Origin of the sequence: Sinomonas notoginsengisoli (assembly GCF_021554725.1) — a bacterium.
In the GTDB taxonomy this organism is placed as follows: Bacteria; Actinomycetota; Actinomycetes; order Actinomycetales; family Micrococcaceae; genus Sinomonas; species Sinomonas notoginsengisoli.
Genome location: NZ_JAIZDP010000001.1, coordinates 508,119 through 526,304 on the forward strand (window position 1 = coordinate 508,119; position 18,186 = coordinate 526,304).

At 67.4% G+C, this 18,186-nt stretch carries 16 protein-coding genes, 2 tRNA genes and 1 other RNA gene; 9 read left to right on the forward strand and 10 right to left on the reverse strand.

What is annotated here, in order from left to right:
* Positions 1-16: 16 nt before the first annotated feature.
* Positions 17-1,579, reverse strand: coding sequence for a polyprenol phosphomannose-dependent alpha 1,6 mannosyltransferase MptB (mptB, locus tag LF262_RS02285; protein ID WP_235778655.1), 1,563 nt, complete (start codon positions 1,577-1,579; stop codon positions 17-19).
* A gap of 124 nt (positions 1,580-1,703) precedes the next feature.
* Here mptB and orn point away from each other — a divergent pair, with 124 nt between their 5' ends.
* From orn to def, 3 genes are all read left to right on the forward strand, one after another.
* Positions 1,704-2,354 (forward strand): oligoribonuclease, encoded by a 651-nt coding sequence (gene orn / locus LF262_RS02290; protein WP_308190479.1) that lies wholly within the window; start codon positions 1,704-1,706, stop codon positions 2,352-2,354.
* 119 nt (positions 2,355-2,473) lie between these two features.
* Positions 2,474-2,546, forward strand: a tRNA-His gene (locus tag LF262_RS02295).
* A 99-nt stretch (positions 2,547-2,645) separates the two neighbouring features.
* Positions 2,646-3,299, forward strand: a complete 654-nt coding sequence (def, locus tag LF262_RS02300) for a peptide deformylase (protein WP_235778656.1) — start codon at positions 2,646-2,648, stop codon at positions 3,297-3,299.
* A 66-nt stretch (positions 3,300-3,365) separates the two neighbouring features.
* Here def and LF262_RS02305 read toward each other — a convergent pair whose 3' ends face one another.
* The 3 genes from LF262_RS02305 to rnpB form a co-directional block, all read right to left on the reverse strand.
* Positions 3,366-3,566, reverse strand: coding sequence for a hypothetical protein (locus tag LF262_RS02305; RefSeq protein ID WP_235778657.1), 201 nt, complete (start codon positions 3,564-3,566; stop codon positions 3,366-3,368).
* Positions 3,567-3,655: 89 nt separating this feature from the next.
* Entirely contained in the window at positions 3,656-5,137 is a 1,482-nt protein-coding gene (locus tag LF262_RS02310; protein WP_235778658.1) for a glyceraldehyde-3-phosphate dehydrogenase, read from the reverse strand.
* Positions 5,138-5,357: 220 nt separating this feature from the next.
* Positions 5,358-5,769, reverse strand: an RNA gene (gene rnpB / locus LF262_RS02315) — RNase P RNA component class A.
* A gap of 59 nt (positions 5,770-5,828) precedes the next feature.
* On the opposite strand from rnpB, the gene LF262_RS02320 reads away from it, so the two are divergent.
* Entirely contained in the window at positions 5,829-6,593 is a 765-nt protein-coding gene (locus tag LF262_RS02320) for a YaaA family protein (protein ID WP_235778659.1), read from the forward strand.
* Between the two features lie 37 nt (positions 6,594-6,630).
* Here the strand turns inward: LF262_RS02320 and LF262_RS02325 are convergent, their stop codons facing one another.
* Both LF262_RS02325 and LF262_RS02330 read right to left on the reverse strand, forming a co-directional pair.
* On the reverse strand, positions 6,631-7,365 hold the full coding sequence (locus LF262_RS02325) for a zinc ribbon domain-containing protein (RefSeq protein WP_235778660.1): 735 nt from the start codon (positions 7,363-7,365) through the stop codon (positions 6,631-6,633).
* A gap of 59 nt (positions 7,366-7,424) precedes the next feature.
* On the reverse strand, positions 7,425-8,387 hold the full coding sequence (locus LF262_RS02330) for a Nif3-like dinuclear metal center hexameric protein (RefSeq protein ID WP_372462733.1): 963 nt from the start codon (positions 8,385-8,387) through the stop codon (positions 7,425-7,427).
* 51 nt (positions 8,388-8,438) lie between these two features.
* Here LF262_RS02330 and msrA point away from each other — a divergent pair, with 51 nt between their 5' ends.
* From msrA to epsC, 3 genes are all read left to right on the forward strand, one after another.
* The gene (msrA, locus tag LF262_RS02335) at positions 8,439-8,963 is read left to right on the forward strand and encodes a peptide-methionine (S)-S-oxide reductase MsrA (protein WP_235778661.1); all 525 of its coding nucleotides are present in this window, start codon (positions 8,439-8,441) and stop codon (positions 8,961-8,963) included.
* Positions 8,964-9,049: 86 nt separating this feature from the next.
* A complete protein-coding gene (cysK, locus tag LF262_RS02340) occupies positions 9,050-9,985 on the forward strand; it encodes a cysteine synthase A (protein ID WP_235778662.1) in 936 nt (311 codons plus the stop codon).
* A 45-nt stretch (positions 9,986-10,030) separates the two neighbouring features.
* Complete coding sequence (epsC, locus tag LF262_RS02345; protein WP_235779269.1) at positions 10,031-10,609, forward strand: serine O-acetyltransferase EpsC; 579 nt, start codon at positions 10,031-10,033, stop codon at positions 10,607-10,609.
* Between the two features lie 90 nt (positions 10,610-10,699).
* Here epsC and gnd read toward each other — a convergent pair whose 3' ends face one another.
* The 4 genes from gnd to LF262_RS02365 form a co-directional block, all read right to left on the reverse strand.
* Positions 10,700-12,139 carry an NADP-dependent phosphogluconate dehydrogenase gene (gene gnd, locus LF262_RS02350; protein ID WP_235778663.1) on the reverse strand — a complete coding sequence of 480 codons (1,440 nt, stop codon included), beginning with the start codon at positions 12,137-12,139 and terminating at the stop codon, positions 10,700-10,702.
* A 343-nt stretch (positions 12,140-12,482) separates the two neighbouring features.
* A tRNA-Val gene (locus LF262_RS02355) sits at positions 12,483-12,555 on the reverse strand.
* Positions 12,556-12,665: 110 nt separating this feature from the next.
* Entirely contained in the window at positions 12,666-13,160 is a 495-nt protein-coding gene (locus tag LF262_RS02360; RefSeq protein ID WP_235778664.1) for a peroxiredoxin, read from the reverse strand.
* Positions 13,157-13,573, reverse strand: coding sequence for a DUF3052 domain-containing protein (locus tag LF262_RS02365; protein WP_372462709.1), 417 nt, complete (start codon positions 13,571-13,573; stop codon positions 13,157-13,159). The genes LF262_RS02360 and LF262_RS02365 overlap by 4 nt, the downstream gene beginning before the upstream one ends.
* A gap of 440 nt (positions 13,574-14,013) precedes the next feature.
* Between LF262_RS02365 and aceE the strand changes: the two genes are divergently transcribed.
* A complete protein-coding gene (gene aceE, locus LF262_RS02370) occupies positions 14,014-16,755 on the forward strand; it encodes a pyruvate dehydrogenase (acetyl-transferring), homodimeric type (RefSeq protein ID WP_235778666.1) in 2,742 nt (913 codons plus the stop codon).
* A gap of 167 nt (positions 16,756-16,922) precedes the next feature.
* A complete protein-coding gene (locus LF262_RS02375) occupies positions 16,923-18,161 on the forward strand; it encodes a PucR family transcriptional regulator (RefSeq protein ID WP_235778667.1) in 1,239 nt (412 codons plus the stop codon).
* The last annotated feature ends 25 nt before the right edge of the window (positions 18,162-18,186 follow it).

Below are 18,186 nucleotides of genomic sequence, written 5' to 3' on the forward strand. Positions count from 1 at the left end.
CCGCGCGGCCAGCGGGCTAGTGGCCCGCTGCCTCCACGCCGTGACGCCGCTGTCGAGAACGCTCGAACACGATGCGACGCGTCTTGGGGTCGAGCAGCACAAGGTACGCCACGAATGCGAACGCAACGAGGCCCGCGAGCGCATCCGGCGGGAGCGGGATGGTGACGAATCCGAAGACGTGCAGCTGGTCCTGTGCGCCGAAGACCACGAAGAACACCACGGTGAGGTACCAGAGCTTGACCTCCCAGTTGTCCCTGATACCCGTCGCCGCGAGGAACGGGAAGAACCACAGGACGTACCAGGGCTGGATGATCGGGCCCAGCACGACGATGGCCATGAAGGCGAGCCCGAGCCTGCGCACCACCGCGCGGTCGTCGCCACGCAGGATCAGGAGCACGGCAAGGCCAATTCCAATCCATTTCAGCACGCCCCTGAACACCTCGGCGATATACCCGCCGTCGAGGCCCACTGAGCTCAGGCCAGCCGCGACGATATTGCTCGTGAACCCAGAGGGTGTGTACGCGATGAACCCCGGAGTCGGGTCGACGATCGCATTGACCCAGCCGAATCCGAGCCCGTAGACCACCGCGCTGGCCGCGAACAGCCCGAGGCTGACCAGCGCCGTCCCCGTCCAGCACAGGATCTTCCTCAGCCATGGAGACCCCGGCCCGGCCCAGAGGAGCCCGATGAAGGGCAGGACCACGGCGGTGATCGGCTTGATCCCGATCGAGAGCGTCGTGAGGACGATCCCCGCGAGCCAGCTTCCACGGGCGGCGTAGTACACGCCCGCGACTGCGAAACCGATCATCAGCGCCTCATTGTGTGCACTTGCGATGCACGAGATGAGGAAGAGCGGATTGGCCGCCGTGAGCCAGACGGTGCGTGCGCCGTCGACTCCGTGAAGCTCGGCGAGGCGGTAGCCGTAGTAGGCGCAGAGGGCGACGCCCGCGAGGGCAAGGACGCGGAACAGCAGCACCGAGGTGTCTGGCTGCCCGCCCGCGATCTGCACGACCCAGCGCTCGAGCCACAGGAAGTATGGCCCATAGGGGGTCCGGGTGGAGGCCCATGACGGGTCGGAGCCGAGCTCGAGCCAGTTGTTCAGGCTCGAGATGCCGTTCGTATACGGATTGAGGCCAGCAGCCATCAGGCGTCCCTGCCCGACGTAGGCGTAGACGTCCCGCGAATAGATGGGAAACGTGGCCATGAGGGGAAGGCCCCACAGGAGCACTGCCGCGACCGCCGGCCGCACAGTTCCCGGCCCCCAGTGGCGCAGCCGCTGCCCCAGGCGGAGCCAGGAGCGGGTCAGGAGCATCGCGCCGGCCACGAGGGAGATGATGCAGGTAGTCACACCCCACGTTTCAGTCCGCAGCATGATGAAGAACGGATTGCGCGTGAACCCCGAGGCGTCGGCGAGCCAGCCGACTCCGAACGAACCGAAGACGATCAGGAGGGACCCCACGAATCCCTGTACGAGTGCCCAGTGCGGAGGCTGGTTGATCCCGACCGGCGGTAAGGATGTCCACAGTGAGCTCAGCCGCTCGAGAAGCCTCCCGGGCAGGCCAAGGCGCAGTGAGGACATACGTCACCCTTCGTTCCGTGCGGGAGAGCCCCATCAGTGCGGGAGAGCCTCATTTTAGCACCGGCGCCACCATGGACGGGGGCCCGGCGCCCGGGTGCCGGCACGTGAGCGGTAGTCTTGGCGAGTGCCCATCAGCAACGAACACATCGTCTGGATCGACTGCGAAATGACCGGCCTCGACCCGGTTTCGGACGCCCTGATCGAGGTCGCGGTCCTCGTGACGGATTCAGAGCTCAATATCCTCGGCGACGGCGTGGACGTCGTCATCAGGCCCAGTGACGAGGCGCTGGCCGGCATGAGTGACTTTGTGCGCGCGATGCACACCGAGTCCAAGCTCATCGATGAGCTCCCCCAGGGGGTGACCCTCGAGGCCGCCCAAACCGAGGTCATGCAGTACATCCGCACGTGGGTGAGGGAGCCCAACAAAGCCCAGCTCGGGGGGAACTCGGTCGGCACAGACCGGCTGTTCCTGGCCCGGGACATGCCCGACGTCATCGAGCACCTCCACTACCGAGTGGTCGATGTCTCGACGATCAAGGAGCTGGCCCGGCGCTGGTACCCGCGCGCCTACTTTCAGGCCCCGGCGAAGACCGGGAACCACAGGGCCCTAGGGGATATCCGCGATTCGATCGACGAGCTGCGCTACTACCGCGAGACGGTCTTCGTCCCGGCCCCCGGTCCCGAGTCCGCGGCGGCCCGCGAGGTAGCCGAACGCATCGCGTCCGCCGTGTCTGGGACCGTTGCCGCTGCGCCAACCGACGAGGAAAAAAGTTAGGTTCTGGCAGCTGTTTTGGTCACGAGCACGCTTGGCGAGCAGGTAGACTACTTCTCGTTGCTTTCACGGAGGAAGAACGGTGAGGCCGTTTCGGTCCAGCCTTCCCGTGAGCGCACGCGGTGGGTATAGCTCAGTTGGCAGAGCGTCTGGTTGTGGTCCAGAAGGTCGCGGGTTCGAGCCCCGTTACTCACCCTAGAGGCCGGTCCGCCGGCCAGAACGAGGCCGCCAGGGAATCCCCCGGTGGCCTTGTGCCGTTCTGGCAGGTACTCGGAGCAGAGCAGGAGTCGCGTCGTGACCGTCCATCCCATCACCATCTGGGGCGAGCCCGTCCTGCACCGTCGGGCGGCTGAGGTGACCCGGTTCGACGACGGGTTGCGCACCCTCATCGCAGACATGCACGAGACCAACGACGCCGCGCACGGCGTGGGTCTCGCGGCACCTCAGATCGGAGTCGGACTCCGTGTGTTCGTGTACAAATTCCGCAACGACGACGGCGTGCCGCCTCGCGGTGCCGTCGTGAACCCGCGCCTGACCCTGTCCAAAGTGTCGGGTTCCGCGCCCGACCCCGAGGAGGATGAGGAGGGCTGCCTCTCGTTCCCCGGGGAGGGCTATCCGCTCCAGCGGGCCGAATGGGTCAAGGTCGAGGGGTTCGACGGCGAGGGCGGCCCGCTCGAGTTCGTGGCGACCGGATGGTTCGGGCGTGTCATGCAGCACGAGTACGACCATCTGGACGGGAAGCTCTATGTCGACCGCCTGATCGACCGGTACGCGAAGAAGGCCCGGCGGGCCGCGCGCAAACATGGATGGGGCGTTCCGGGACTCAGCTGGATGCCGGGGGTCGACCCGGATCCCTTCGGGCACGGCGACCACGACGACGTGCACGAGCATGCGAGCCACGAACACCCAGACCATGAGCAGGGCGTGCACGAGGAGTCCGGCCTCTGAGGCGGACGAGTCCCGCACCCAGCGAAGGGCGCCGCACCTCTGGTGCGGCGCCCTTCGGCGTCTGGGCTACTGCTCGTGGGTCACGCGCAGGAGGTCCTCGTCGGCGGCCCGCTTGAGTTCCTCCAGCTGGGCGACCCGCTCGGGAGTCACGTCTCCCCTCGCGAGGGCTGCCTTGGCGTGGTCCACCAAGAGTTTCGCCTGCTTGGCGTTGGCCTTGGCGAGATCGAGCGCGTGCTCGAGGGTGCTCTCATGCTCAGTTGCTTCCATAGGTGCATCTTGCTCCTGTGGGCGCCCAAGAATCCAGCGTGCCGCGCAAGTTGTGACCGTCTTGCCGCCCAGTCACGCCGTAGCCGCTACTACCGGGCGGCTGCCAGACTGGGCTCATCTGCGGCGGTCTGGACGGGGTATGACGGCGCGTGGTCGCCCGCGAGATCCTCGAGCACCCGGACCACCTGTGTGGAGTAGCCGAACTCGTTGTCGTACCAGACGTACAGCACGAGGTTCTTGCCCGAGGAGATCGTGGCCAGGCCATCGACAATTCCCGCGCGACGCGAGCCGACGAAGTCGGTGGAGACAACCTCCGGAGAGTCGATGTAGTCGATCTGCTTGCGCAGCTCGGAATGCAGCGACATCTCGCGCAGGTAGGCGTTGACCTCGTCCTTTGTCGTCTCCTTCTCCAGGCTGAGGTTGAGCACCGCCATCGAGACATCCGGGGTGGGGACGCGGATCGCGTTGCCGGTGAGCTTGCCCGCGAGCTCGGGAAGCGCCTTGGCAACGGCCTTCGCGGCGCCCGTCTCGGTGAGGACCATGTTGAGCCCGGCGGCGCGGCCGCGGCGGTTGCCCTTGTGGAAGTTGTCGATCAGGTTCTGGTCGTTGGTGAACGAGTGCACCGTCTCGACGTGCCCGTGGACCACGCCGTACTTGTCATTGATGGCCTTGAGGACCGGGGTGATCGCGTTGGTCGTGCAGGAGGCAGCCGTGACGATCTTGTCGTCGGCGTTGATCGAGCGGTGGTTGATGCCGTGGACGATGTTGGGCAGATTGCCCTTGCCCGGCGCCGTGAGGAGCACCCGCGCAACGCCCTTGCTCTGCAGGTGCTGGGACAGGCCTTCCTCGTCGCGCCACCTGCCGGTGTTGTCGACGACGATCGCATCGTTGATGCCGTACTGCGTGTAGTCCACCGAGGCCGGGTTGTCCGAGTAGATGACCTGGATCAGGGTGCCGTTGGCGAGGATGGTGTTGTTCTCCTCATCGACCGTGATGGTGCCCTCGAAGGCGCCGTGCACCGAGTCGCGGCGGAGCAGGCTCGCGCGCTTGACCAGATCCTTGTCGGAGCCCTTGCGGACCACGATGGCACGGAGGCGAAGGCCGTCACCGCCGCCCGCGTGCTCGATGAGGATGCGGGCCACGAGACGGCCGATGCGGCCGAAGCCGTACAGGACCACATCGGTGCTCCTGCGGGGATCGGCGCCATGCTTGCCCACGATGTCCGCGAGCTCCGTGCGGAGGAAGTCCTCGAGGCCCAGGGTCTGCCCCTCGGCGCGGAACGCCTCGTTCAGGCGGGCGATGTCCACCGATGCCGCTCCGAGCTCGAGGGTGTCGAGAGCCCTCAGGATCGGGAGGGTCTCCTCGAGCGCCAGCTCCTCGCTGTCAATCTGGCGCGCCCAGCGGTGTGCCTTGAGCAGGCCGACCACGGACTGGTTGATGAGGCTGCGGCCGTGGACCGAGGTGACCACGTTGTTCTGGCGGTAGAGGCGCCCGATGATCGGGATCATCTCCTCCGCGGCGGCCTCGCGTCCGATCCACGTACCGAGTGCGGATTCCGTCGTTGTGCTCACACAGGTGCCTTTCTCTGCGTCTCGCGCGCACGCCATCGTGCGCATGCCCGCCGTTGATGCCCAGGGTTGGTCAAGGGGCATGAAGAGAGCCGGTCCTGCGATCGCAGAGCCCGGCCCAAGGAGAACTTCTACGTTCCCTTCAATTGTACGTGGGGGCGGCAGAAAGCCGGAGCCACGTTTCTGTGAAGTCACTCACACGCTATCAGTTCGGCGGAGGGCGAGGACAGGCCGGCCTGTGAGCCGGGTTCTGTCTCCGCGTCGGGTTGCCCCGACGCGGGAGGCGACCATCCATCTAGGACCGCCGTTGCCGGCGGCCTCGAGCGGCCTACCCGGGCGCTCGGGCGGGCAGCCCTCGAACGCGCCCTGTCTGGCCTTGCTCCGGGTGGGGTTTACCGAGCCTCCCCGGTCACCCGGGGAGCTGGTGGTCTCTTACACCGCCGTTTCACCCTTACCGCTTTGATGCTGCGCCGAAGGCGCCTCACCAGCGGCGGTCTGTTCTCTGTGGCACTGGCCTGCGGGTTACCCCGAGTGGGCGTTACCCACCACCCTGCCCTGCGGAGCCCGGACTTTCCTCGCGACGCCCTGGATGCAGTGGATGCATCAAGGCGCCCCGCGGCCGCCCGGCCGACCTGTCCTCGACCTCCAAGTGTACGTCCCCGCCACGCTGGGCCCCTCCGGGTAGGATTCCGTGGTGCTCATCCTGCTGCCGCCCTCGGAGGGCAAGACTCCTGCACCGGCTGGCTCCGCCGTCAACCTGGCCTCGCTGAGCTTCCCGGAGCTCGCGGTGGCACGCAAGGAAGTCATGCGCGCCCTCTCCGAGGTGAGCGGACGCGAGGATGCCCTCGAGGCGCTCGGCGTCGGGGCCTCGCTGGCGCACGACGTCGAGCGGAACCGGCGGCTCCACGCCGAACCGGCGGCGCCCGCCCACCGCGTGTATTCGGGCGTGCTCTACGAGGCCTTGGGATACTCGACGCTCACGCCTGCGCAGAAGCGCCGGGCCGAGGACTGGATCGTCGTGGTCTCCGCCTTGTGGGGCGCGGTCGGCTTCGGGGATGCCGTGCCCTCGTACCGGCTGTCGATGTCGACAGCCCTGCCGGGTCTGGGCCGGCTCGCCTCGTACTGGAGGCCGCTGCTGGCCGAGGCCCTCGCCGACCGCGCAGGCGACGGGATCGTCGTCGACTGCCGTTCGAGCACGTACGCGGCTGCCTACGTGCCGCCTGCGGCCAGGACCGTGAGGGTGGACGTCTTCCGCGATCGAGGAGGCAGGCGCAGCGTCGTGAGCCACTTCGCGAAGCACCACCGGGGCGAATTCGTCCGTCACCTGCTCGCACACCGCGGCAAGGCGCCGTCCACGCCCGAGGCGCTGCTCGGCGTCGCGCGCGGGAAATGGGAGGCCGAGCTGCGCGAGGGGACCGCCAAACGGGCCCACTCGCTCGCGCTCATCCTGCGGGACTGACCGCACCTGAGGCTGACGGGTCCTGGGAGCCCGGGCTTCAGCTCCACTCTGGCGAGCGGACGAGAATGCAGCCCGAATCGGGGCAGAACACCACCTCGTCCTCCGCCGCGGCCCGGATCGCAGCCAGGTCTCCCGGGCTCAGTGCCATGCCCGAACCCTCGGAAGTGCCGTGGAAGAGCCGCGCCGCGCCCACTCCGCGCTTGGAAAGGGTCTTCTCATAGAGGCTGAGAAGGCCCGCATCGATGGTGGCCGCATACTCTTCGCGCTCCGCGGCCACCGTCGCCCGTTCCTGCGCCACCTCAGCGATCTGAGCGTCCAGCTCAGCACGGAGAGCATCGCTCCCGGACTGTGCCGCGGCGAGTGCGCGCGCTGCCGAGGCTTGGGCTTCGCGGAGACCATCGAGCCGCTCCAGAATCTCGAGTTCGGCGTCCTCGAGGTCGCTCTTGCGCGCGGTGAGGGCCCCGATGTCCTTCTGGAGCGCCTCGAGATCCTTCGAGAGACCACCCGCATAGAGTCGTTCCTCGTCCTTGCCGATCCTCGCAGACACCTCCGCGACCTTGGCCTCCGAGGCGACCAGCTCGCCGTCCGCGAGGGCCACGGCGTCATCGGCTGCCCGCGCGGCGAGGCTCGTGGCCTCGAGCTCCGCCATGGCCGGTGCGATCCTCGGGTCCTTGTCCAGTGCCCGGCGCGCCACATCGAGCGCGCGCAGTTTGGCATCGAGAGCCTGGAGGCCGAGCAGCTTGAGCTGTTCGGCGGCCGGGGCCTTGGGCATCGGTTCCTCCTGCAGTGGGCGCCACGCTGGCGCAGCGGTGTCGGGACGGTCTGCGGACTCTACCCCTCGCCGGGGGTGAGGATGAAGTCCCACGGGTCGGTGTTGATGGTCGAGACCCGGATGTCGAGGCTGTGCCCCTGGTCCTTCAGGACGTTGTCCAGGGCCGCCGCAGCGGCGGGCAGCCACAGCCACTCGCTCGCAAAGTGGCTCACGTCGATGAGATAGGGGCGCCCATCCGAGGAGGACGCGCGGGCCTCGGACGCCGGATGGTGGCGGAGGTCCGCGGTGACGTACACGTCCGCCTCCGCGGCGCGGACGGCGTCGAAGAGGCTGTCCCCCGCTCCCCCGCACAGGGCGACGCGGCGCACGAGTCCGTCGCGGTCGCCGGACACCCGGACGCCGCCCGCCACGGCCGGCAGGATTCCGAAGAGGCGCCCGGCGAGGTCCCCGAGGCTCGTGATCTCGGGCAGGTCTCCCACGCGCCCGATCCCCTCCTCGGGAAGCCCGTTCGCGGCCTTGGTGAGCGGACCCACTGCATCGAGCCCGATCGCGTCGGCCAGGACGTCGGAGACTCCCCCGACGGCCGAGTCGCCATTGGTGTGGACGCTCACGAGGGCGATTCCGGACTCGATCAGGCGGTGCACGGCACGGCCCTTGGGAGTGTTCGCGGCAACGCTCGTGACACCGCGCAGCAGTAGGGGGTGGTGCGCCACAATGAGGTCGGCCTCCCATGCCGCCGCCTCATCAATGACCTCGAGGACGGGATCGACGCAGAAGAGGATCCTCCTCACGGGCTGGGAGGGCCGTCCCGTCACGAGCCCGACGGCGTCCCACTCCTCGGCTAGCGACTCGGGCCACAGCTCCTCGACAGCCAGCAGCACATCGGCGAGTGTGACGCCGCCGGAGGCCGCGCCGTCGTGCGTTCCCTCCGCCTCCGGAATGCTCTCGCCCGCCGCCTCGGCGCGCTGGTCTGGGGACTTCTCGTTCTCTGCTGGGGCGGGGCCGGTCTGCTCTGACACCAGGGGCGGTCCTCTCTCGGGAATCTTCCGCGGGCTGCGGACATTGTAGGCAGCATGAAGACTTTCATTCTGGGCGGCGGCTGCTTCTGGTGCCTGGACGCGGTGTACCAGAAGACCAAGGGCGTCACTTCCGTGGTGTCCGGCTACATTGGCGGGCACTTCCCCGATCCCGACTACTACAGCGTGTGCAGCGGGATGACGGGCCACGCCGAGGTCGTGGCCGTGACGTTCGACGAGGACGTCATTCCCGAGGAGACCGTCTTGGACATGTTCTTCGCGATGCATGATCCCACCACGCTGAACCGGCAGGGCTACGACGTCGGGACACAGTACCGGTCCTCGATGTTCTACCTGACGGACGATGAGAAAGCCCTGTTCGAAGACGCGATCGTGCGCAATCAGGCGCTCTGGGGCGCGCCCATCGTCACCGAGGTGACGCGGGCCGCGACGTTCTACCCCGCCGAGGAGTTCCATCAGGACTACTACGGGAAGAACCCGGACGCCGGCTACTGCCACGTGATCATCAATCCCAAGCTGGCCAAGGCCCGCAAATATTACTCAGAGTGGCTCACCGCCTAGCCGCCCTTCGGCCCGCTGACTAGGCTGAAGCCGCAGCTGGCGCGCCGATTACACCGTCACGCCCAATTCCAGAAAGCTAAGGACTTATGGCACGCATCTACGACGACGTCACGCAGCTGGTCGGCAACACCCCGTTGGTCCGCCTCAACCGGCTCACCGAGGGCCTCGAGGCCGAGGTCGCCGTGAAGCTCGAGTTCTACAACCCGGCCAACAGCGTGAAGGACCGCATCGGCGTAGCGATCGTCGACGCTGCCGAGCAGGCGGGTGCGCTCAAGCCGGGCGGGACGATCGTCGAGGGGACGTCGGGCAATACGGGCATCGCACTCGCGCTCGTGGGCGCGGCGCGGGGCTACAAGGTCATCCTGACGATGCCTGAGACGATGTCCACCGAGCGCCGCGTCCTGCTCCGGGCGTTCGGTGCCGAGATCGTCCTGACCCCGGGCTCGGACGGCATGCGCGGGGCCGTTGAGAAGGCGCAGGAGATCGTGGCCAACACCGAGAACTCGATCTGGGCGCAGCAGTTCGCCAACCGCGCGAATCCTGAGATCCACCGCACCACGACGGGCGAGGAGGTCTGGAACGACACGGACGGCGGGGTAGACGTCCTCGTCGCCGGCATCGGAACAGGCGGGACGATCACCGGCGCGGGGCAGCTGCTCAAGGAGCGCAAGCCGGACGTCCAGGTCATTGCGGTGGAGCCCAAGGACTCGCCCATCCTGAACGGCGGCGCCCCGGGTCCGCACAAGATCCAGGGTCTCGGCGCCAACTTCGTGCCGGAGGTCCTGGACACGAATGTGTACGATGAGGTGCTTGACGCAAGCCTCGAGGATTCTGTGGCGACGTCCCGCGCCCTCGCCACCAAGGAGGGGATCCTCGGCGGCATCTCGGCGGGTGCGGCTGTATGGGCCGCGCTCGAGCTCGCCAAGCGACCCGACAACAAGGGCAAGCTCATCGTCGCGGTGGTGCCCGACTTCGGAGAGCGCTACATCTCCACGGTCCTGTACGACGACATCCGCGGCTAGCCCGAGCCCACCTCTGGCCACAGCAGAAGGAAGCCTGTGTCTCTGATCAAACGCACTGTGGCCCGTCTGCGCGAGGACCTCGAGGCCGCAACCGCCCACGACCCGGCGGCCCGCGGAAACGTGGAGAACTTCCTTGCGTACTCGGGGCTGCACGCCATCTGGATTCACCGCCTTACCCACGCCATGTGGCAGCGGGAGGAACTGCGTTTCCCCGCACGGCTCATCTCCCAGGCAGGCCGCTTCCTTACGGGCATCGAGATCCACCCCGGCGCGACGATCGGCCGCAGGTTCTTCATCGACCACGGGATGGGCGTGGTGATCGGCGAAACCGCCGAGATCGGCGACGACGTGTTCCTCTACCACGGAGTGACACTCGGCGGCCGCTCCCTGGCCAAGGTCAAGCGGCACCCGACCATCGGCGATGGCGTGACGATCGGCGCGGGAGCCAAGGTGCTCGGCCCGATCACCATCGGCGCCGGCAGCGCTATCGGCGCCAACGCGGTGGTGGTGAAGGATGCGCCGCCCAACTCGATCGTGACGGGCGTCCCGGCCACATGGAGGCACCGGGACGCCGCCAGGGAGACCAAACCGGCCGTCGATCCCGCGGAGTACTACTACATCTGAGGCGCCGTCGACGGGCCCTTGGAGCACGACGGCGCCGCTCGCCGCAGGCGGTGAGCGGCGCCGTCGTGCGTTGTCCTGTCCGGGTCGCGGTCAGTGCGTGTCGACCGCGGAGATCTCCGAGCGGTCCTCGCCCCACAGGGTGTGGAAGGTGCCCTCGGCGTCGACGCGGTGGTACGTGTGAGCGCCGAACAGATCCCGCTGGCCCTGGATCAGCGCCGCCGGCAGGCGCCCTGCGCGCAGGGCGTCGTAGTAGGCCAGCGAGGAGGAGAACACCGGCACCGGAATTCCCAGCTGCACGGCCGTGGCGACCACGCGGCGCCACGCCGGGACAGCCTTGCCCACGGACGCGACGAAGGCCGGAGCGAACAGGAGGTTCGCCGGGGCCTCAGAGCCCTTGTAGGCCTCCATGATCACCTTCAGGAGGTCGGCGCGGATGATGCAGCCTGCGCGCCAGAGCGAGGCAATCTGATCGAGCTTGAGGTCCCAGCCGTACTCCTTGGCCGCGCTTCCGAGCATGTCCAGGCCCTGCGCGTAGGAGATGAGCTTGGAGGCGTAGAGCGCCTGACGGACGTCCTCGACGAATCCCTCGGGGACCTCGACCTCGGCCTTGTGGCCCTCCAGCGTGTTCTGGGCGATAGCGCGCTGGGCGGTCTGGGAGGAGATCCCGCGCGCGAACACGGACTCCGCGATCCCTGATACCGGGGAGCCGAGGTCGAGCGCGGACTGGACCGTCCAGCGGCCCGTGCCCTTCTGGCCGGCGGCATCCACAACGACATCGACGAACGGCTTGCCCGTCTTCACGTCGACATGCGCGAGGACCTCTGCCGTGATCTCGATCAGGAACGAGGACAGCTCGCCCCGGTTCCACTCCCCAAAGATCTTCGCCTGCTCGGCAGGCTCGATGCCGGCCGCGCTGCGAAGGAGGTCGTAGGCCTCGCCGATCACCTGCATGTCGGCATACTCGATGCCGTTGTGCACCATCTTCACGAAATGACCCGCACCGTCGGTGCCGATCCACGCACAGCACGGAGCGCCGTCGTCTGCCTTCGCCGAAATCTTCTCCAGCAGCGGCCCGAGGGCCTTGTAGGACTCCTCGGAGCCGCCCGGCATGATGGACGGGCCGTTCAGTGCGCCCTCCTCGCCGCCGGACACCCCTACCCCCACGAAGTGCAGGCCCTTCTCGGCCAGGGCGGCCTCGCGCCGACGAGTGTCCTGGAAGTGCGAGTTGCCGCCGTCAATCACAATGTCGCCCTCCTCCAGGAGGGGAACGAGCTGGTCCACGACCGCGTCCACCGGCGCGCCGGCCTTGACCATGATCAGCACCCGGCGCGGCTTCTCCAGCGCGTCCACGAGTTCCTGCAGGGTCTCGGTGCGCACGAAGTCGCCGTCATCTCCGTGCTTGGCGAGCAGGGCGTCCGTCTTCTCCATGGAGCGGTTATGCAGCGCCACGGTGTAGCCGTTGCGCGCGAGGTTTCGGGCAAGGTTGGCGCCCATCACCGCAAGGCCGGTGACGCCGATCTGTGCAGGCATGTACTCTCCGTCTCTTCACTGGGAATCCGAGGTCAAGGGTAGTTGACCGGGCGGCTCTTTGACATCGTATTTCGGTATGCCTCAATTTTGTGGCAAGCGATTGCCAGCAAACCTTCTACAGGAAGGCGCCAGGTAACCACGATCGGAACGCGAGGGCTGCGTGTTCGATTTGAATCCTTGCGGGGCTCACCCTATATTCATCTGCAGAGCCTCCCGCCGCGGCGAACCCCCCAATGGCCGCGGCGGGAGGCTCATTCCATGCCCGTACGCGCCCGCGCACCCCCTGCAACGGAAAACGCCCGCGACTCCGGAGCAGAACTCCGGACCACGGGCGGTGCAGCAGTGGGTCCTACCGGGATCGAACCGATGACATCCACGGTGTAAGCGTGGCGCTCTACCAGCTGAGCTAAAGACCCTGGCCTCCAGGACGAACACGGCGCCCTGACGGGCTCCAAGACTACCCCACACCGAGGTGAGGTCGAAACGACGGCGACCACCCATCGTCGTCAGGGCTATCGACCCAGGCCTAGGCGCTCGGAACGCCGACAATCTCTGCCAGCGCCTCCCAGTACGCCCCGATTTCCCGGGCCTGGCCACGCGGGTTGATCACCCGGTACCGGACCACGCCGCGGCCGTCGAGGATGAATGTCCCGCGCAGTGCCATGCCGCTGTCCTCATCGAATACGCCGTAGCGGCGTGCCACGTCCCCGTGCGGCCAGAAGTCTGCCAGGAGCGAGAACTCAAATCCCTCCGCGGCCGCATACGCGCGCTGGACAAACTTGCTGTCCACGGACACGGCGAGAACCCGCGCATCGGCCCTCGCGAACGGTTCCCAGCCGTGACGGATCTGGGACAGTTCCTCCGTGCAGATCCCGGAGAACGCGAATGGGAAGAAGTGCACCACCAGAGGGTGCCTACGGAGTGCCGACAGCCTGACGGGCTCACCGAACTGGTTGGGCAGCTCGAAGTCCGGGGCGGCCTCGCCGAGACGCGGCGAACCGGCATCCGAAACTGTAGTCATTGCTTCTTCCGCACAAGCCGGGTTGCGCTCCAATCCTTGGACACGCCTACTGACGACGTCGAGTGGAGGCCCGCTGTAGGAGCGGCCTCCTGCACCTCGACAGGGCGAACATGCCCCTCGCGGCCCTGCTTGGGGGTAAGGAGCCACACGACGCCAGCCTCATTGAGCGTCGTCTGCGCGTCCATGAGCATGTCGACCAGGTCGCCGTCACCCTCGCGCCACCACACGATGACCGAGTCGACCACGTCATGGTCTTCCTCATCGAGGAGATCGGACCCCACAGCCTCCTCGATCGCGTCGCGCAGTTCGAAGTCCACGTCCTCGTCGTAGCCGAACTCCTGGATCAGGTCGCCGTCCTTGAAACCCAATCGCGCCGCCACATTGCTATCCGCGGCGGTGTCGGTCTCGCCCACGTCGTGTCCTCCTTTGTCTGCTGTGCGCATGGCACTTCTCGAGCGGGGCCATCGGGATGCCTCCACGAGGGAAGCGCGCCTTGACCGTGACGCCTGCCGTAGCTATAAGCCAACTACGTTTGGCCCGCTGCTTCAAGCGCGCGCTGCATCGACGGCCCCGCGCCACCGCGGAAACCACCCGCTCGGCCGCACCCAGCGCGCCTGCACCGCATTCCGTACCGCGCTCAAACATCGTGAACATGAACGGCCGTACCCTGTCCCGCTAACTATCCCTTCCCGCGCGCGGCTAGAGTGGCAACTGAACGGCTTGGACCCGAAAGACCTTGGGCTCCCGGACGCTCAGAGTACGAACGGCCCTGCACGCACAGGGCAACGCGACGAGACTGCCCGTTGGCGGCTGCCACCAGCTCCGGCCCACGGGCTCGAAAAGAGGTTTGGACGTGTCTGTAGGAGAAGAAACCTCGCACATCCTCAGCGGCCTGACGGATCAGCTGCCGGACCGTGACCCCGAGGAGACCGGCGAGTGGATCGAGTCCCTCGACTCACTCATCGAAGATCAGGGGACGGCGCGCGCGCAGTACATCATGCGCAGCCTCCTCCAGCGGGCGGGCTCTCGGAGCGTGGGCGTGCCGATGGTCACGACCACGGATTTCGTGAACACCATCCCGGCGGACCAGGAGCCCGAATACCCGGGCAACGAGGAGTTCGAGCGCCGGTACCGCGCGTACATGCGCTGGAATGCCGCCATCATGGTGCACCGCGCCCAGCGGCCGGGCATTGGCGTGGGCGGCCACATCTCCACCTATGCCGGCGCCGCGACGCTATACGAGGTGGGGTTCAACCACTTCTTCCGAGGTAAGGACCACCCCGGCGGCGGGGACCAGGTGTTCTTCCAGGGCCACGCCTCCCCCGGCATGTACGCCCGGGCGTTCATGGAGGGACGCCTGTCAGAGGAGGACCTCGACGGGTTCCGCCAGGAGAAGTCGCGCGAGGGGCACGCCCTCTCGTCCTATCCGCACCCCCGCCTCATGCCGGAGTTCTGGGAGTTCCCGACGGTGTCGATGGGCATCGGGCCCATGAACGCGATCTACCAGGCCCAGACCAACCGGTACCTGCACAACCGCGGCATCAAGGACACCTCCGAGCAGCACGTCTGGGCGTTCCTGGGCGACGGCGAGATGGACGAGCCCGAATCGCGCGGCCTGCTCCAGCTCGCGGCGAACGAGAACCTCGACAACCTCACCTTCGTGATCAACTGCAACCTCCAGCGCCTGGACGGCCCTGTGCGGGGCAACGGCAAGATCATCCAGGAGCTCGAGGCGTTCTTCCGGGGCGCGGGCTGGAACGTCATCAAGGTTATCTGGGGCCGCGAGTGGGATTCCCTGCTGGAGCGCGACGACAACAACCAGCTCGTGAAGATCATGAACGAGACGCTCGACGGGGACTACCAGACCTACAAGGCCGAGTCCGGCGGGTTTGTCCGCGACCACTTCTTCGGCAAGACGCCCGAGACGAAGGAGCTCGTCGCCGACTACACGGACGAGCAGGTCTGGAACCTCAAGCGCGGCGGCCACGACTACTGGAAGGTCTACGCGGCCTACCGGGCCGCCACCGAGTTCACGGGCAAGCCGAGCGTGATCCTTGCCATGACCGTCAAGGGGTACGGCCTGGGTCCGCACTTCGAGGGCCGCAACGCGACCCACCAGATGAAGAAGATGACCCTGCAGGACCTCAAGGACTTCCGCGACCATCTGCGGATTCCGATCACGGACGAGCAGCTCGAGGCCAACCCCTACGAACCGCCGTACTACCACCCGGGGCAGGACGCCCCTGAGATCCAGTACATGATGCAGCGCCGCAAGGAGCTCGGCGGCTTCCTGCCGGAGCGCCGTGACCCCCACGAGGGCATCGTGCTGCCAGCCGAGAAGGCCTACGAGGTCGCCAAGCGCGGCTCCGGCAAGCAGCAGGCCGCGACCACCATGGCGTTCGTCCGCTTGCTCAAGGACCTCATGCGGGACAAGGAGTTCGGCAAGCGGATCGTGCCGATCGTTCCCGACGAGGCGCGCACCTTCGGCATGGATGCGTTCTTCCCGACCGCGAAGATCTACAACCCGAAGGGCCAGAACTACCTGTCCGTGGACCGGGACCTCGTCCTGGCCTACAAGGAGTCGCCCCAGGGCCAGATCCTCCACGCCGGCATCAATGAGGCCGGTTCGGTGGCCGCCTTCACAGCCGCCGGGACCTCCTACGCCACCCACGGCGAGACGCTCGTGCCCGTGTACGTCTTCTACTCGATGTTCGGCTTCCAGCGCACCGGCGACGGAATCTGGGCCGCAGGGGACCAGATGGCCCGCGGCTTCATCATCGGCGCCACTGCTGGCCGCACCACCCTCACGGGCGAAGGCACACAGCACGCCGACGGCCACTCCCCCATTCTGGCGTCGACGAACCCGGCCGTCGTGGCGTATGACCCGGCGTACGGCTACGAGATCGGGCACATCGTCAAGGCCGGCCTCGAGCGGATGTACGGCGGGCAGCACCCGAACCCGAACGTCATGTACTACCTGACGGTGTACAACGAGCCGATCGTCCAGCCCGCCGAGCCGGAGGAGCTTGACGTGGAGGGCGTGGTCAAGGGCATCTACCTCCTCGCCCCGGCCAAGATCGATGGTCCTCGCACCCAACTCCTGGCCTCTGGAGTTTCCGTGCCGTGGGCGCTCGAAGCGCAAAAGATCCTCGCCGACGAGTGGGGCGTCTCCGCAGATGTGTGGAGCGTCACTTCATGGAATGAGCTGCGCCGCGATGGTCTCGCAGCCGAAGAGGAGGCCTTCCTCAATCCCGGACAGGAGCCGCGTGTTCCGTTCGTGACCCAGCAGATGGCTGGCGCAACCGGACCGATCGTCGCGGTCACGGACTACATGAAGGCAGTGCCGGACCAGATCCGCCAGTTCCTGCCCAACGAGTTCGCAACCCTCGGCGCCGACGACTTCGGCTTCGCGGATACCCGCGCCGCTGCGCGCCGGTACTTCCACATCGACGCCCACTCGGTCGTGGTGCGGGCGCTGCAGATGCTCGCCCGCCGCGGCGAGGTCGACGCCGAGGCACCGCGCCAGGCGTTCGAGCGGTACCGCCTGCTCGACGTCAACGCGGGGACGACCGGAAACGCGGGCGGCGAGAGCTAACCCAAGTAGTCCGGCCCGCGAGCCTGCTGGCGTTCGCGGCCACCGCCGACGGCGGCCCGCCCCATCTGGGAGGGCCGCCGTCGTGCGTCTGGAGATGTGGCCTTGCACACGGCTGCTTGTAGCCTTCACACAAAAGCCCGGGCCGAGCGCTCGCTATGCTCTTGTCCATGGCCCAGCCGCAGCACTCCCCCGGCAGCTCAGCGAACAGCAAGCTGACCATTTCCCCCGCCAAAGCGGAAACAGTCAAGAAGCTCCGGGCCAATGTCGGGCAGCTCTCGACGACCACGATGCGCGAGCTCGAGCGTGCGCTGCCCTGGTACTCGCGCCTCAGTGCGGACGAGCGCTCAGCCTTGGGGCTCGTGGCCCAGAACGGCATTGCGGCGTTCGTCACCTGGTATGAGCGGCCCACCCTGCCCACGTGGATCCTCTCGGACGTCTTCGGAGCGGCGCCGACGGAGCTCACCCGCTCGATCAGCCTTCAGAAGGCCCTCCAGCTCATCCGCATCGTGGTCGAGACGGTCGAGGACCAAGTCCCACATCTGGCTCCCGAGGATGACCAGCCCGCGCTCCGCGAGGCCGTGCTGCGCTACTCCCGTGAGGTCGCGTTCGCTGCGGCCGATGTCTATGCGCGTGCCGCCGAGACCCGCGGCTCATGGGACACCCGGCTAGAGGCCCTGATCGTGGACGCAATCCTTCGCGGAGAGAACACCGATGCGCTGCGCTCACGCATCGCCGCCCTCGGATGGAAGGCCCAGGAGCGGTTCACGGTCATGGTGGGGTCGTCGCCGCTCGAGCCCAGCCCCACCTATGTGGGAGAGCTCCGCCGCACAGCAGGACGATACGCGCAGGACGCACTCGTAGGCATTCAAGGTGATCGGCTCATCCTGATCCTCGGCGGACTCGAGGACGCTCAGCTCGCGATGTCCCGGCTCGCGGAGCTGTTCGCTCCCGGTCCGGTGGTCTACGGGCCCGAGGCGGCGACGCTGCCCGAGGCCAGCACGTCGGCCCAGGCCGCCTTCGCTGGCCTCTCGGCCGCGCGCGCATGGCCGAATGCTCCGAGGCCCGTCTCTGCTGACGACCTGCTGCCGGAGCGTGTCGTCGCAGGCGACGACGCGGCCCGCCGGGCGCTCGTGCAGAAGATCTACCGCCCGCTTGTGGCCGCGTCGAACGGACTCGTCGAGACCTTGGGCGCGTACCTCGAGCTGGGGCATTCGCTCGAGGCCACAGCCCGCCAGCTCTTCGTCCACGCGAACACCGTCCGGTACCGGCTGCGCCGGGTATGCGACGTCACCGGATGGGATCCGCTCCTTCCGCGCGAGGCCTTCGTCCTCCAGACCGCCCTCGTGGTCGGCCGCCTTGCCGCACCGCCGAAACCGCCGCCCGAACGGCAGCCGCAACGCTCCTGAGCTCGCTGTCCCGACCGGGCCGCGT

What these genes read in the sequence shown, in the direction of transcription:
- LF262_RS02305 (WP_235778657.1), bottom strand. Translation starts at nt 3,566, where the DNA reads ATGGAAGCAACTGAGCATGAGAGCACCCTCGAGCACGCGCTCGATCTC.
- msrA (WP_235778661.1), top strand. Translation starts at nt 8,439, where the DNA reads ATGAAGACTTTCATTCTGGGCGGCGGCTGCTTCTGGTGCCTGGACGCG.
- gnd (WP_235778663.1), bottom strand. Translation starts at nt 12,139, where the DNA reads ATGCCTGCACAGATCGGCGTCACCGGCCTTGCGGTGATGGGCGCCAAC.
- cysK (WP_235778662.1), top strand. Translation starts at nt 9,050, where the DNA reads ATGGCACGCATCTACGACGACGTCACGCAGCTGGTCGGCAACACCCCG.
- LF262_RS02325 (WP_235778660.1), bottom strand. Translation starts at nt 7,365, where the DNA reads ATGCCCAAGGCCCCGGCCGCCGAACAGCTCAAGCTGCTCGGCCTCCAG.
- mptB (WP_235778655.1), bottom strand. Translation starts at nt 1,579, where the DNA reads ATGTCCTCACTGCGCCTTGGCCTGCCCGGGAGGCTTCTCGAGCGGCTG.
- LF262_RS02360 (WP_235778664.1), bottom strand. Translation starts at nt 13,160, where the DNA reads ATGACTACAGTTTCGGATGCCGGTTCGCCGCGTCTCGGCGAGGCCGCC.
- LF262_RS02375 (WP_235778667.1), top strand. Translation starts at nt 16,923, where the DNA reads ATGGCCCAGCCGCAGCACTCCCCCGGCAGCTCAGCGAACAGCAAGCTG.